The 15,557-nt window shown below is 42.5% G+C and carries 12 protein-coding genes; 9 read left to right on the top strand and 3 right to left on the bottom strand.

All coding sequences use genetic code 11. From position 1 onward, the window contains the following. Positions 1 to 21 precede the first annotated feature (21 nt). Both RID53_RS22570 and RID53_RS22565 read left to right on the top strand, forming a co-directional pair. Positions 22 to 909, top strand: a complete 888-nt coding sequence (locus RID53_RS22570) for a sulfotransferase domain-containing protein (protein ID WP_446390240.1) — start codon at positions 22 to 24, stop codon at positions 907 to 909. 21 nt (positions 910 to 930) lie between these two features. Further along, positions 931 to 2,184, top strand: coding sequence for a polysaccharide pyruvyl transferase family protein (locus RID53_RS22565; protein WP_446390239.1), 1,254 nt, complete (start codon positions 931 to 933; stop codon positions 2,182 to 2,184). An 87-nt stretch (positions 2,185 to 2,271) separates the two neighbouring features. Here the strand turns inward: RID53_RS22565 and RID53_RS22560 are convergent, their stop codons facing one another. Beyond that, the gene (locus RID53_RS22560; RefSeq protein WP_446390238.1) at positions 2,272 to 3,510 is read right to left on the bottom strand and encodes a glycosyltransferase family 4 protein; all 1,239 of its coding nucleotides are present in this window, start codon (positions 3,508 to 3,510) and stop codon (positions 2,272 to 2,274) included. 265 nt (positions 3,511 to 3,775) lie between these two features. On the opposite strand from RID53_RS22560, the gene RID53_RS22555 reads away from it, so the two are divergent. From RID53_RS22555 to RID53_RS22540, 4 genes are all read left to right on the top strand, one after another. Next, positions 3,776 to 4,762 (top strand): glycosyltransferase family 2 protein, encoded by a 987-nt coding sequence (locus tag RID53_RS22555; RefSeq protein ID WP_446390237.1) that lies wholly within the window; start codon positions 3,776 to 3,778, stop codon positions 4,760 to 4,762. Between the two features lie 207 nt (positions 4,763 to 4,969). Beyond that, positions 4,970 to 5,833, top strand: a complete 864-nt coding sequence (locus RID53_RS22550; protein WP_446390236.1) for a hypothetical protein — start codon at positions 4,970 to 4,972, stop codon at positions 5,831 to 5,833. A 176-nt stretch (positions 5,834 to 6,009) separates the two neighbouring features. Continuing rightward, the gene (locus RID53_RS22545) at positions 6,010 to 8,073 is read left to right on the top strand and encodes an ATP-binding protein (protein ID WP_446390235.1); all 2,064 of its coding nucleotides are present in this window, start codon (positions 6,010 to 6,012) and stop codon (positions 8,071 to 8,073) included. 1 nt (position 8,074) lies between these two features. Beyond that, positions 8,075 to 10,630, top strand: coding sequence for a DNA translocase FtsK (locus RID53_RS22540; RefSeq protein ID WP_446390234.1), 2,556 nt, complete (start codon positions 8,075 to 8,077; stop codon positions 10,628 to 10,630). 99 nt (positions 10,631 to 10,729) lie between these two features. Here RID53_RS22540 and RID53_RS22535 read toward each other — a convergent pair whose 3' ends face one another. After that, positions 10,730 to 11,404: a DUF4276 family protein gene (locus tag RID53_RS22535; protein WP_446390233.1), complete on the bottom strand. Its 675-nt coding sequence runs from the start codon at positions 11,402 to 11,404 to the stop codon at positions 10,730 to 10,732. Continuing rightward, entirely contained in the window at positions 11,404 to 12,504 is a 1,101-nt protein-coding gene (locus RID53_RS22530) for an AAA family ATPase (protein ID WP_446390232.1), read from the bottom strand. Before RID53_RS22530 ends, RID53_RS22535 begins: the two co-directional genes overlap by 1 nt. 274 nt (positions 12,505 to 12,778) lie before the next feature. Between RID53_RS22530 and RID53_RS22525 the strand changes: the two genes are divergently transcribed. The 3 genes from RID53_RS22525 to RID53_RS22515 all read left to right on the top strand — a co-directional run bounded on the left by RID53_RS22525 (position 12,779) and on the right by RID53_RS22515 (position 15,111). Beyond that, entirely contained in the window at positions 12,779 to 13,642 is an 864-nt protein-coding gene (locus RID53_RS22525) for a ParA family protein (protein ID WP_446390231.1), read from the top strand. A gap of 116 nt (positions 13,643 to 13,758) precedes the next feature. Then, a complete protein-coding gene (locus RID53_RS22520) occupies positions 13,759 to 13,920 on the top strand; it encodes a hypothetical protein (protein WP_446390230.1) in 162 nt (53 codons plus the stop codon). Between the two features lie 252 nt (positions 13,921 to 14,172). After that, entirely contained in the window at positions 14,173 to 15,111 is a 939-nt protein-coding gene (locus RID53_RS22515; protein WP_446390229.1) for a ParA family protein, read from the top strand. Positions 15,112 to 15,557: the final 446 nt, after the last annotated feature.

Genomic DNA, 15,557 nt, shown 5'->3' with positions numbered 1-15,557 from the left:
AGTAATTAAAGGAGTTCAAGAATGACAAGGAACAAAAATCATCTACTAGCTTATTTTGGACATCACAAAGCAGCTAGTACCTGGATCAATTCTATAATTGTAGATGTTTGTAATAATCTGGGCTGGAAGACATCCTATGTCTCTAATGCCAATATGTTTAATCATAATCTGAAGGAGTTTGCAACTTTAGAAAATGTAGATTTCCTTTGTTATACAAATGCAGACTTTCTCTATGTATCTGCTCTGGAAAATTTTAAAGGATTTCATGTGATAAGAGATCCGCGAGACTTAATCACTTCTGCATATTTTTCCCATCTTTACAGTCATCCAATAACTAAGCATTGGCCAGAACTTAAAGAACACCGGAGACAGCTAAAAGAATTACCTAAAGATGAAGGTATAATTTTAGAGATGAAATTCAGTAAGCGTTTCCTTGAGGAAATGTATAATTGGAACTATAATATGCCAAACATCTTAGAAATAAAAATGGAATATCTTGCAAGTAATCCTTATAAAAATTTCCTTAATATTTTTGATTTTTTAGGAGTTTTAAATAAAAATGCTGGATTTAAATATTATTTGTTTCAGCTATCAAATATAATAATTAACAAACTAAATAAAAAGTACAAAAAATATTATTTTATTCCATTTCAATTCAGCATGGATAGTATTCCAGCAGAAAGATTATTGGGAATAGTATTTAAAAATGAATTTTCGATACTCGCAAAAGGCAGGAAAATCGGCGACGAAAATGCTAAGAGTCACTATAGAAAAGGAGTATTTGGAGACTGGAAAAATCATTTCAAGCAAGAGCATATAGAGTTTTTTAAAGACAATTATAATGAGGTTCTCCTAAAACTAGGATATGAATCAGATCCTAAATGGTGGGGAAATTTAGATAGACATTAAAAAAGTTGGATTATTTTATTTATGAAACGACTAATCGTCTCCTGGTTACTAACAATTTACACCACTGTTTTTCGCCTAATGCGAACTGTGGGACTCCTTCAAAGCGTGGAGTCATCTGCTCTTGTGTTACCCGCAGCAGCACCGGGTAATCTAGGCGATGAAGCTTTGGTGGCTGCAACAGTCAATTATCTTCAGCAAAAAGGTGTAAACCATATTGGTTTAATCTCTTACAATCCTGATCGCCAGTGGGGAGGCTTACATTCAGTCAATGAAGTTATTGAAATGAAAGACTATTTCTCTTATGGTTCATGGCGTTCCTGGAAAGCTTTATTCCGTCTTGTTCCTATTATTGGCAGATATGAGCAATTTTATTGCCTTGGTGCTGACATGATGGATGGTTATTATTATCCTCCAGCTACGTCTAAAATGCTGACTATTATTTCAGTCGCCGCGTCAATAGGACTTGATACAACTGTTATTGGGTTCAGTTTTAATGAAAAACCAACACCCGATTCTGTGCAAAGTTTACGGAAATTGCCATCCAATGTCAAATTATGTGCGAGAGACCAAATTTCCCAAGAACGATTGGTTAAACATACAGATAGAGCCATTGAACTTGTAGCAGATGTAGCATTTCTGCTGCCTCCTTCTGTAGAGTCCGAGACTGTTTCCGAAATTTGGGAGTGGATTGCTCACCAACAAAACAATGGTCGTATTGTAATAGGCTTCAATCCTTACAACCAACTCACTGAAGGGGCTGGTATTCAAACCTTTGAGCAGCTTGTTAGAATCTATGTCGATACCTTAGTAGAACTGTATTCAAAAAACCAAACAATTAGTTTTGTTTTAATTCCTCACGATTTTCGGACTTACAAAAACAAGTTCAGTGACCTTGCCATAATTGAGGCAATTTTCAAGGCACTTCCTGCCGAAATCCAGTTTCATTCTCGAAAAATAAGCGCAACTTGCACAGCAGCTAATATCAAAGCTATAGTTGGTAAGCTTGATCTGGTTCTAAGTGGTAAATTTCACCTTTCTATCGCTTGTTTAGGTCAACAAACACCCGTAGGCTGTATTACATATCAGGGAAAATTTGAAGGTTTGTTTAAGCATTTTGAGCTAGAAGGTATGATGATTGAGCCACAACAAGCTCTTCAGTCAAATAAGTTAGTTAAATTTTTGATTCCCCTGATTGAAAATAGAAAATATATTTGCCAGCAAATTCAAGCGAAATTACCTAAAATTCAAGAACTGGCACGCGCCAACTTTGTGTAAAGAGTACAGCGTCTTTTCAAGTTAGTCTTTGAGGATTATAAAGTCAATAATGCTATTTAGCATATTGCTTAATTTAATCTTTTGCCTTCAAAATAACTCTTGAATAACCTGATCTACCTTTCTCCCAACCGCTTCCCAGGAGTATTCTGACTTGACTAACTCATAGGCAGAACGAGCCAGTTTTTCACCCAAGGTAGGCTCTGACCAGAGTTGATACACACCCTCGACGATCGCGTCAATTTCATTCCGAATCAGCAAATGTTCTCCATCCTTAGCTTTCAACCCCTCAGCCCCCTTAGCCGTACTGATGACTGGACAACCAGCAGCAAAAGCTTCTAGGATTTTCAGACGAGTGCCTCCCCCCTGAAGCAGTGGCACAATCACAATGCTAGCAGCAGCTAGATAAGGCAGTACATCTCGAACCCCTCCTGTGACGATGATCCCAGGTTCTCGCTGGGCAGCTTCCTGCATCTTCTGATTCGGATTGCGTCCGACCAACAGGAGACGACAGTCCGAGTCAATCTCTCGTAACCGAGGATAGATTTGGTCTATGAGTAATTCTGCCGCCTCGGTGTTGGGTGCGTAGGAGAGTAAACCCACAAATAATAAGGTTCGGCGAGTATCTTCTAATCCACTGGGAGGGGGGCATTGATCCAAGCGCACCGGGTCATACTGTGCCACATTCATCCCATTGGGTACAACTTTAGTATTGGATACCGCTCCGTAAAAGTTATTGATTAGGCAAGCGTCATCATCACTACATACCCAAACTTGGTTAGCTTGACGGACGAAGTCGCCCTCAATGGACGTGAGATGGGAAAGCTGAATAGTCGCTTTCGCCCGTGATCTGAGACCCTGAAATGAAGGATATTTCTGCTGGAAAAGCTGTGCCTCTATGTTATGCTCATCAAAAATAATCCGACATTGATGACGCTTGACCACACTCAGGTAGGGATACAGCCACACCTCCTCAAAGATTACCAGATCAGGCTGGAATTTGGTTAAGAGTTCATCTAATTCCTGAGCCGCCTTGTGGGAATAAGCCCAATCCGCATCTGGATGTCTGCGGCGGCGCAGCCACCACAACCGACGTTCTCGATTTTCCCACCCTGAACGTTGTGTAGCAACATTAGTATGCTGCCATAGGACAACACCGGGTAGAGAGGAGTGCTTAGGAGTCCAGTTGGAAGCGGAGAAAACGGCAACCCGACCAAACTTGATCATGATGTTGATGTTTTGCCAGTTCCGGAGAGATACTCCACCCTTGGGTGGGTACGGCACTTCCTTAGTAATGAAGAGAGTCCGAATCGAGGGAGCGATCGCCAAATTATACCTCCTTGTATAACCCTTTCATATTTTAGGCTGAATCGCATTGAGGCTAATGTGAGTCCAAACTATTGCAGTTTGATTGAAGAATTTATTGCTCAACTCGATAAAATTATACCGGAATTTGGCTACAAAAAGAGTGTAACCCGTTGTGTGTCTACCGCACCCAGTAGGAGGTAAAGCACTGGAATTCTCACCTAGCCTGATTTGATTGTTAAAATTTAGACAATTATTCGTCATTAACTGTGTCCTTTGCTAGTGTATCATGTCTAAAGTTAGTGTTTGTATTCCCACCTACAACCGTGCCAACTATCTAGTTGAGTCAGTTAACAGTGTTCTGAGTCAGACGTATAAAGATTTTGAGTTAATTATTTGCGATGATGGTTCAACTGATGAGACGCCTACGGTTGTCAATCAGGGGGATGATTCCCGCATTCGCTATATCCGCCATCCTAAAAATATTGGACGCAGTAAAAATATGCGCTCTGGATTTGATGCAGCCCAGGGAAACTATTTTATCAAATTTGATGATGATGATGCCCTAACGCCAGAATTCTTAGAAAAAACAGTGGCAGTATTAGAGGCGGAACCCAGTGTTGATTTTGTCTGTACGAATCACTGGGTTATTGATAAAAACGGCAATCGCGTGGAGTCGGCGACGAAAGAAAATGCGGTGAAGTGGGGTAAGGATAAGCTGGAGCAGGGTATAATTCCTGATTTAATGCGGCAAACATTTCAATATCAAAGTTTGCAGGTGGGTTCAACCTTGTTTCGTCGCGCCTGTTTGCAGGATGTTGACTATATGCGCCCAGAAGCCGATGGCTGCGAGGATTTTGATTTACTGGTACGATTAGCGATCGCGCTTAAGCAGGGGTATTTTTTGCCAGAGTATTTGATGGAGTATCGGTTTCACGGGGGACAGACGAGTTTAAGACAGAATCTGCATTTTTTGAAGGCAAAGGTATTTTGTATTGATAGTTATCGATTTCCCGATCAGGAATTAGAGAAACTACGGATACAAAAATTAGCCTGGACTAAAGAAGCTTTGGGGTTACGGTTAATTGAAAATGGGGATACAGTTCAGGGACGCCAAATGTTGCAAGATGTAGCGGAGATTATTGGTAGTTCTCGGAAAGCGCAATTGGGAGTAATCTTATCCTATTTACCCCTCAGTTTACGGCAAGCGGCGTTGCAGGCGTTTCGTCAAATGCGTCCCAAAGATTATACCGATCAGGTGCGAGAAGCGGGTTGAATGTTTGTAGTAAGCGCTTCAGCGCTGCTATCCCTCAAGTGCTGACTACCAACCTAATCTTATGAAGCTAGGATGGAATTGTCTCTGTTGCCGATGCAGTCGTGCTGTTGGCTGTTGAGTCGGTTTGGGGTAAGTATGCCAAAACATTGGTCATGGGAGCATCTTACTCTCTAGAATTGGGGAAGCGAATTAAATAAGGTTGATGTTATGGACGTTAAAGAACTAAAGTTTCTGTTGAAACTATTGGGAAAACCAGATTATCGAGCCTCGATTACAGAACTTAAGCCAAATTCTAAAACGTCAGCCTCAGAACGCGATCGCATTTGCCGTCAGCTACGGGAACGGGATTTGGTTGGCTATAGTGAGGAGATTCAAAAGCTGAAGATTTCCCCAGCAGGAGAATCCCTACTGAAATTAGATCCGGCGGGATTACCTGTAACCCCGCAAGAGTTGAAAATACTCCAAGCTTGCCAGAAGGGCGCGATTACTCCCGGCCAAACCAAGATCACCCCGGCTAAAACCCGACAAGCACTCATCGACAGTTTGGCACATCGGGGGTTTATTGAGCCAGTACAGACGCAAATTAAAGAAGTTTGGCTGACGGAACCGGGGAAGGAGTATCTGCGGGAGGAATATATGCCTCTGGGTGCGGGAAATCTCACGATGACTAAAGCAATGTTGGCAGATTACCTGCGCTTTCTACGGAAATTTCTGCCCCGAGAATTACAAGCTGTTACCACGTCGCCGACGCCAGCGACAGCCGCATTGACAAGCCAGCCAGGTAGAGACGTACTATGGCGCGTCTCCAGTGATGAAGAGATTTTACAGATCATTCAAGATTTAGATCGGCAATTGGGGACAGACAACTATTTGCCGATTTTTTATTTGCGGGATAAGTTACAACCGCCCCTATCCAGGGAAGAATTAGATCAGGCACTCTATCGCCTAGAACGGCAAGATAAGATAGAACTCAGCGCGTTGCAAGAAGTGAGAACCTATACTCCAGAACAAATTGAGGCGGGGATTCCTCAAGATATTGGGGGACGCTTGTTCTTCATCATCGTGACGTAATATGAAGGGTACTGACTGGTATGCTGGTGGGTTTCGACTTCGCTCAACCCACCCTACACTATATCAAGGGTTTCGGCAATCCAAAAATGCTTATTTCAGTGCCATTCGACTTAGCATTCTATCCGCTAATTCTATTTCTTTGTTACGGCAGTCTCTGAGTAGAACCCAACTTTAGCATGGCATCCATCGATCAAATTATTCGGCAAGAGATTAATCCTTTTGACCCAGTTACCTTTCAAACCCGTAACTTTTGGCAGGAACGGCAAGATCAAGCGATCGCGGTTGATTCAATTCATAAAAACGTGATTACTCAAATAGAAAGGGTTTTGGATCAAGTTGCTAAAGACCATTATCCGCGCACTTTACTATTGGCGGGAGATTCGGGATCGGGGAAAAGTTATCTTTTAGCACGGCTTAAACGCACCCTTAACCCTAAAGCCTTTTTCGCTTATATTGAACCGTGGCCCGATAGTGATTATATCTGGCGTCATATTCTGCGGCAAACGGTTGATAGTTTGATGCATATTCCCGAAGGTCAACAGGCCTCTCAGTTGCTGCTTTGGCTCAAGGGTTTACCCGCATTCAAAAAAAGCAGCTTGATGAAACAACTACTGGGTGAGCAGAAGAAGTTTATTAGTGATCTGAAAGCAAGCTATCCTACAGGAATCTACAATCCCAGAGAGTTTTTCAAAGTCCTCTATCACCTGAATAATCCTGAATTACAGCCTCTTGCCTGTGATTGGTTACGGGGAGATGAATTAGATGAAGACGATCTCAAAGAATTGGGAGTTCAACGCCTGATTGACAGTGAAGATGCGGCTCAAAAACTTTTGGCTAACTTTGGCAGAGTTTCTGCTAGCAGCCAGCCGATTGTACTGTGTTTTGATAACTTGGATAGCATTCCTCGCTTTCCCGACGGTTCCATCGACTTACAAGCTTTATTTAATGTCAATTCCAGTATTAACACGCGCTATCCGCAAAATTTTTTGGTGATTATTAGCATCATTAATAGTACTTGGCAAAACAATAAAAATAATGTTCAACCTTCTGATAAAATTGAAGGTCGAATCTATGGAGCGCTTTCGCTCAAGCCGATTACATTGGAGCAAGCCGAAGCACTTTGGGCAAAGCGACTTTATCCGTTACATCAGCAAGCCACTCCTCAGCCTGACTTGCCAATTTATCCCTTAACTCGGCAAGCTTTAGAGGACAAATTTCCCCGTGGCAAAACCACTCCTCGCTACGCTTTACAATTAGGGCGTCACCTATTTCAAGACTACAAAGCTCATTTAGTTCAAGATGACGTTCCAGTCGCGCCTAACCCTGCACCAGAGACTCCCTCGCCAAAACCGCCAACTCCTCCAACTGATCCGTTGGCTGCATTGGATTTAGTCTGGCGCAAGGAATTCAAAAAAACGCAGCAAAAAATCGATAGAATTCCTAAACTCGGATCGCCGGAACTGATTCAAATGTTGCAAGAGGTTCTGAGTGCATTACAAGTCGCGGGAATTGAGCATCGACTTTTACAGAACACCAAATATTCGATTTATTCCTTGAGCTATAAACCCTCAGATCAGACAGAACGAATCGGAATCGTTTGGAGTGAAGAAGCCAATCTGAGAAGCTTTTCTTCTCTAATGAACGCTTGCGAAAAAGCACTTCATCAAAAACTATGCAATAGCTTGATCCTAATTCGGGCTGCTCAATTGGGTCAAACCAGAAATGCAGGATACAGACTGTTTAAGCGCATCTTTACAGGTTCACCTCATCGTCACATTACCCCCCATTTAAACTCAGTACACTACCTGGCAACATATCATAGTTTAGGGAATGCAGCTCGTGCTGGGGATTTAGTCGTGGGTGATCTAACGCCTAATTTAAAGGAGTTGGAAGTATTTATCCGTGAATCAAAAATTTTGCATAACTGTAGTTTATTACAGGAGTTGGGAATTGTTCCGGCTACTCCTGAAAAGGGGGGAGGAGACGATAAGGATAATGAGCTAGAAAAAGTACGGCAAGACGTTAAGGATTATTTAGTAACACTTGTCCGAAATGATGGGATGATGCTAGGGCGAAAAACCTTACTGGAAAACGCCAACCGCGAATACTCGCAGTTTAATGAATCTCAGTTGAACCCACTAATTGAGGAACTGTGTCAAGAAAATAAACTTCAAATTCCTAATATAAAGGAAAAGCTAGAAAAACAAGTTGTCTGTCTAGTTGTTAATCCTATCCATTAAAATGACGAATTCATTAACCGCTACTGATATCCGGGTTGCTGTCGAATGCCCTCGCCTATTTTATTTATCAAAGAAACTGGGCGGAAAAAGTTTATTTCTACCCCCAGAGAGTTCACAGGGGATTGGCACTACCTTTCATAAATTGGCAAATCAGTTTGTCAAACTGGCTTGTCAAAACGGTAAATTTCGACAACTGTTTGAAGCTGACGCCGATCATCTGAAAAAAGAGGCGATCGCGACTCAGATGGAACAGTTGTTTTATCAACTGGCTTTTTATCCCTATTTCCAAGAAATCACCCAAACTGATCCGGGAAAAGCCCAGCCGTTATTTCAAGTTTGGCAAGGATTACGGGGGTTAATTCAGCGTTGGGCAGAACTGTTAATTAAGAATCGCCGCTATCACAGTGCAGCCGAGGTTATTGGTAAAACCTTTATTGATCCTGATCCGAAACTTATTCAGCATCAGTTTACCTTATCTGATGGCACAAAACAAGTGGTTAAAGGTCAATTTGATAACTTAATTTTCGATAGCGATCGCCAGCGTCTCTGTGTGGTTGAATACAAAACTTATGAGCCTGTTGATCCATCCGCCCAGTTAGCCCAAGTTGCGGTTTATAGTTATCTCCTCTGGGAAAAGACCAAACTACCCGTTGACTCCGCTATCTATTGTGTTTTACCCGAATTTAAAGAGTATCACTATTCCTGGGAACAGCTAGAAACTACTGTGCATCAGCTTATTCCCCCTAAATTACAGCAGATGCAGAAATGGTTAACCTGGGAACCCGGACAACCCGATCCACCGCCGTCAACCTCCCAGGCTCACCTGTGCCAAATTTGCCCCCAGCAGGAAAAATGTCAGACGTTATTTGAGGGTGATGAATCGAATCACTATCTAACCAAACCTGCTGAGATTCGAGCTATGATTAAGCAATTGACTAGCGCAGAAATCCTCTGGCTGGATACAGAAGTAGCGGATTGGAATACCGCTAATCCCCGATTGTCTCTAATCCAGGTGTTAGCGAATCCTACCGATAGAACCGGGAAACATGCTTATATATTTGATGTCTTGGATCAGCCGGATGTGGTACAGAATTTTGTTGAGCAAATTATGGTAAATCCCGGAATAGAAAAAGTCTTTCACAACGCCAGCTTTGATCTAAGGTTTCTGGGGAAAGAACAGGCGGAGAATATTACTTGTACACAAAAGATGGTGAATAGGCTGACAAGAAAAAGGCGCTCGAATCGGCTGCAAGTCTCCAACAAGAAACTGAAAACATTGGCGGTAGAACTGTGTCAATTCTCTCATGTCGATAGTGAGGAACAGCAAAGCGATTGGGGACAGCGCCCGTTAACGGAAAAGCAGATAAAGTATGCCAAGATGGATACAGTTTATCTGGCTCATGTTTATCGCTATTTATTAGAATTTATTGCAGCAGCGCCCAGTCAAACATCTAACACTATTGCCTCTCAGCCTACTCCTGAGACAGTGGAAACGCCTCAGCCGGAAAAAGAACCTACTCCAGATGTTGATGTTGATGCGATCGCGCAACAGTTAGTTGAGACGTTACAATCCTTTAAGATAGACGTGACTTGTGTGGGAACCGCCGTTGGTCCAGCGTTTATTCGGGTAAAGCTGAAACCGAGTCTGGGGGTAAAGGTTAGTGCTTTGCTGAAATTATCGGCTGATTTACAGGTACAACTAGGAATTACCAATCCCCCCCTAATTGCGCCCCAACCTGGCTATGTCAGCGTCGATTTACCGCGTCCAGATCGACAAGTAGCGCGGCTTGAGGATTATATCACACTTCAGACAACACCGACTCAGGCTCCAGTAAAAATTGCCATTGGTGTGGATTTAGATGGGAAACTGGTGGAAGCCGACTTATCCGATGCGAATACCTGTCATTTTCTAGTTGGGGGAACAACCGGAAGCGGGAAGAGTGAATTTTTGCGATCGCTCCTGTTATCCTTACTCTATCGCCATTCGCCCCAACAGCTTAAAATCGCCCTGGTTGATCCCAAGCGTGTCACCTTTCCCGAATTCGAGCAAATCCCCTGGTTATACGCTCCTATCGTCAAGGATAGCGAAGATGCGATCGCTCTGATGGATAATTTAGTCACGGAAATGGAACGGCGTTATCAGCGATTTGAGCAAGCGGGATGTTCTCACCTGGATGCTTATAATCAACAGAATAACCCACCTTTACCTCGTCTTGTCTGCATCTTTGACGAATATGCTGACTTTATGACCGAAAAAGATATCCGCAATGCTTTAGAATTAAGTATTAAACGGTTAGGCTCAATGGCGAGAGCGGCGGGTATCCATTTAATTATTGCCACTCAACGCCCCGAAGCGAAAGTCGTTACGCCAATTATTCGGTCAAATTTACCGGGGCGAGTTGCGTTGCGGACAGCTAGCGAAGCGGATTCTGAGATTATTTTAGGGGGGAAACAATCGGAAGCGGCTTATCTTTTAGGGAAAGGGGATTTACTATATCAAGTTGGGGCGAAGTTGCAGCGGTTGCAGAGTTTATTTGCTCGAAGGATTGAATTGTGAAGGGGGAAGGGGATTTTTTTAACGCAGAGGTACGCAGAGGTTTTAACGCAGAGGTACGCAGAGGGAGTGTGAGAGTTTTGTCTCTAAAATTGAGTTTATCTATCTTAACTGTTCTAGCTGGGATATCCAAGCATCAAAATGAGGACATTTTTGTCTGATGGCTGGTAAACCAATTTTTTTAGCTATTAAAGGAGCCACCGATACTTTTGCGTCTTCATAACCCGGAATAAATTTGTTAATGCGCTTAGAAGGTGCTGTAGTTGAGCCATCATTAATGAGTTCCGGAGACGGAAACTTTTCACAATCCGCTAAGAGTTTTTGTATGTTGACTTGATAGTCAGGAAATCTCTCAGCTAATTTACTGGGATCAGATAAGATTAAAGCTTCAAATTCATGCAATTGAATGTAAGGAATAAAACGAGGGTCATTAATGTCATTACCCAAAGCTGCTTCTAGTTTTTCAACTTTTTGATAAGGATCGGACTTATTTTGAGATTCAGCAAACTCAGGACAATCATTTGGTAAAGCATATAAATCTAACATTGTTGTAAATCTTGCTTCCTGACTCCTATCTTGCTTGAGCCAGAGCATAATATCTTTTTTGATTTTTCCATAACTGACGGCTCCACCTCGATAAACCTTATTTTTCGTTCGTTTAGTTGTAACGCAATGCACATCAGTTGAAATATTGAAATTACCTAAATGTTCTGTTAAAACAGATTTAATAAATTCCTCTTCTGTTTGACCCTCCGCAACAATATGTAAACGAATCATCAGCTCGGTCTTCCTCCAATAATATTTTTATTCCATAGCTCAGACAATGAATACTCTTCTAACCAATCTTCCAGTGTTTCGGTTTTTTGTCGATAAAAATAAGATTGACGATTTTTTCGTTCGACAACAATAATGTCTTCGGGTTCAAATAAATCAATTAACAGGGTGGACTGAGTAGCTAAGATGACTTGACTATGAAGAGAAACACTATTAATTAAACCACCGATGATATTAATGGCATAAGGATGTAACCCTAATTCTGGTTCATCCAAAATTAAAACATCCGGCAAATCACGTTGGGGTTGTAATAAAAGGGTAACTAATGCCATTGTCCTCAATGTGCCATCTGAGGCTTGAGCCGAACTAAAGATTAAATCAGTTCCCCTTTCTCTCCATTGAAGAATAACAGCGTTACTGACTGGTTCTAAAACAAAATCAGCAAAAAATGGGGCAATTAGATTCAGAGTATCGACGATTCTTCTATAATAAATTGGCTCTGTTTCTTTGAGGCGCAAGAGAAAGGGAGCTAAGTTGGCTCCATCTTCTCGTAGATATCGGTTATCGTCTATATTCCATCGTTGTCTAATCCGAGCCGTTTCCGATGTGTTGTGAAACTGATAAACGGCACAACTCTGCATCAGTTTTAAAATAGTTTTAGCTGTTGCATTGCCTGAATTTGCACTATCAATTAGTTTCGCTTCTCTCTGACCTGCATCTAATGATGTCCAATCAGCCAGCCCATTAAACGTGGTACGGGAAAAGCGATATTTCTCTTCAGCAAAGATGAACGTATCTGAGGCAGCATAAAAAAGCCTAAAGAAGTAATATTTTCGTCCGGCTTCTGTTTGAAAATGAAGTTCTGACTCCATTTGTGGCGTGACGGATGCACCATCAAACAGCAAAGCATTGGCTCCGCCTGACTTGCCGACAAATACTTGTAACTGTCCTGGTGTTTGCAGCATCCAGCGTAATAGTTTGAAGAAAGAAATGAGATTAGATTTTCCAGCTCCATTCGCCCCAATTAAAATATTTCTGGGTGCTAACTCCAACTCCATATCTCGAATAGATTTATAGCCTTGAATTTTGATTTTTCTTAACATTAGCTATTTATAGCTTACATTAGCCATTGATTTAATTAAATTTTATCCTATAGTCTTCACCAGAGTAGCTGTCTTTGTTGATTCTTCTCATTCAATGGGAGATTAGGTCAGACTCTTCTCTTTGTCAATTCTATGGTTTTGTGTAGGGGCGGGTTTCACGATTATCGTTTCTTTTTAACCCATAAGTGACTAAACCCGCCCTGACTAACGTCCTCCCTCTCCACCGCATCAGGCAGATCAGAGTATGATATAAGCATCGTCAAAACAACCATGAATGGGACACGTTATTTCAATCGTCAATATGAAAGGAGGTGTGGGCAAAACCACACTCACTGTCAACTTGGGGACAAGTCTGGCTAAAGACCATGGGATGCGAGTGCTAATCGTTGATCTCGATACCCAGATTAATGCGACTCTCAGCCTAATCCCTCCGGTACAGTTTACAAAATGCCGTAAACAAAAGCGCACGCTACAACAATTAGTTAATCAAGCGCTTCAATCTGATTCGTTATCCGCCCCTACTGTTGAGGATGTGATTGTCCCCAACATTTGTCAGGTGAATGGACTGGACTTGATACCGGGTAATATCGAACTGTACAACGATTTCTTATTAGCGACCCAGATTTATAGACAAGCCAATAGCCATCAGCAAGACTTTGAAAAAGGCTGGAATCATCTGGAAGATGGGTTAGTGAAGCGGATAATTAAACCGATTGTTTCCAATTATGACTGGATTTTGCTAGATTTTCCGCCAGGAGATAATTTGCTGACGCGCAGTGGTATGATTGCCAGTGACTTTTATCTGATTCCCGCCAAACCTGAACCTTTATCGGTTGTAGGGATGGGGATTTTGGAAGGTCGTATCCGGAAACTCAAGCAGAGCGATCGCGCTACACTCAATTTACTGGGTATTGTCTTTTCGTCCCTCGGTCATGCGACAACGATGGCAAGGAAAGTCAAGAAGCGAGTCCGTTCTGATTTTGGTGACGATAAAGTCTTTATCACTGAAATTCCCACCAATGTCGCCATCGCCAAAGCCGTTGATGAGTTTCAACCCGTGGTTCTCACCGAACCCACCTCCACGGGGGCGAAAGCGTTTACCGAGTTAACCAAAGAATTTCTCCAGCGAATTGCTTAGTATAGCGCTACGCGCTAGGCAATAGGCAATAGGCAATAGGCAACACCTCGGACTTCGGCGTGAGCGCTCAGTCGAACGCTTACCTCGGCTTCGCTCGGTAACACGCTCGGTGTGTCATGGGCAATAGTGAAGAAAAAGGACGTAACGCTGTAGGGGCGGGTTTTACCGATAACAGTTTGGTACAAACCCATAACTTGACTAAACCCGCCCTTCTGGTGGAAACCGGGGGGACAGACATACCATCTGACAATTCTACCCTTGGGGCGGGGCGGGTTTAGTTGCTTATGGGTGGGAATAGAAACGATAGTAGTGAAACCCGCCCCTACAGACTAAAATGGTATGTTTGGAATACTCAAAACTATGGTATTAAGGGTTGCGAAGGATTCCTCACTGGATTCCCTTGATGGGTAAAATCGCTTACTATAGTAGACTGTTGCCGAAAGCTAGGGAATTTTCAGACGCAATACGGCGTTTATAATCTAGGCTGGCTGATACCTAACTGGGTAACGTTTCTCCAAGAGGATTTTATCATGGGATTTGTCATTGCCACAGTTAACATGAAAGGCGGTGTCGGAAAAACGACGCTAACCGTCAACTTGGCAACTTGCTTGGCGAAACAGCATCAAAAACGGGTTTTAGTGGTTGATTTAGATACACAAATCAGCGCTACACTCAGCTTAATCGCCCCTCAAGATTTTGCTAAAGCCAGAAAAGCGAGACGCACGCTGAATCAGTTAATTGATAAGGCAATTCGTCCCAATCGCCACGCCAAACTCAAGATTCAGGATGTTATTAAATCTTACGTTTGTTCGGTAAAAGGACTGGATTTATTGCCGGGAGATATTGATCTGTATGATGAGTATTTAGTCTCCGAGATGCTGCATCAAGAAGCCAGTCGCGAAGAGACGCCCAATTTTAATCAGGTGTGGAATCGGTTTGAGCGGCTGTTGATTAAAAGTATTTTAGAACCTGTGATAGATAACTATGACTTTATTATCTTAGATTGCGCTCCTGGCTATAATCTGTTAACCCGTAGCGGTATTGTTGCCAGTGATTTCTATTTACTTCCGGCTCGCCCTGAACCTTTATCAGTTGTGGGAATTCAACTCTTAGAACGGCGGATTGCCAAATTGAAGGAGAGTCATAAGTCTAACACCTCTCTCGACTTACAGTTATTAGGCATTGTCTTTATTTTATCCGGAGGATTGCTGGGTCGATATTACAAGCAGGTGATGAATCGGGTAACCGAAGATTTTGTTCCGACGCAATTGTTTAAGAATCGCATTCCGATGGATGTGAATGTGGCTAAGGCAGTTGATAGTTTTATGCCTGCGGTTATCGCTTCTCCCAATTCTTCAGGGGCAAAAGCGTTTATGCGCTTGACAGAAGAATTTGTCGAGAAAATAAATGCCTATCAGAATGAGTTTAAAAATGGCTCTAATAAAATGAATTTGGCGAATTTGGAGTGATTTATCATTTGTCCGCTGTACTAAGAAATGTTAACAAGCCTCAAATCTTTATACAGCATTTCTCAGTCTAGTGAGGTACAGTAACAAGACGATGTTAGCCTCTGTGAGAGCAAAAGTCTTATTCTCAATATACCTCACCAGCATGGAAAACGCTGTATAAACAAATGACGTAGCTTGCTTCTCGATGAAAACGAGTATGACGAATGGCGTAGCTTGCTTCTCAAGGACAGCGAGTTCCCCACCGTTAACTTTAATCTGAAGTTCCCCCAGCCAAAAAATCAAAACTGCCTCACCGTGCGGCTTTGCGCGATTTTTTAGCCGCCCTACTTATGTACAATCGCTGAAACCTTGATGTAGCGTGGGTTTCAACCGATCTCTTGTCATATTGCAAAAATACCGCGTTGGCGGAGCCTGTTCCGAAGGAACGTATCGCGGTATTTTTGCAA

Source organism: Coleofasciculus sp. B1-GNL1-01 (assembly GCF_040220235.1).
Taxonomy (GTDB): domain Bacteria; phylum Cyanobacteriota; class Cyanobacteriia; order Cyanobacteriales; family Coleofasciculaceae; genus Coleofasciculus.
The sequence above is the reverse complement of the archived record's forward strand: the minus strand, read 5'-3'. Positions and strand labels throughout refer to the sequence as shown.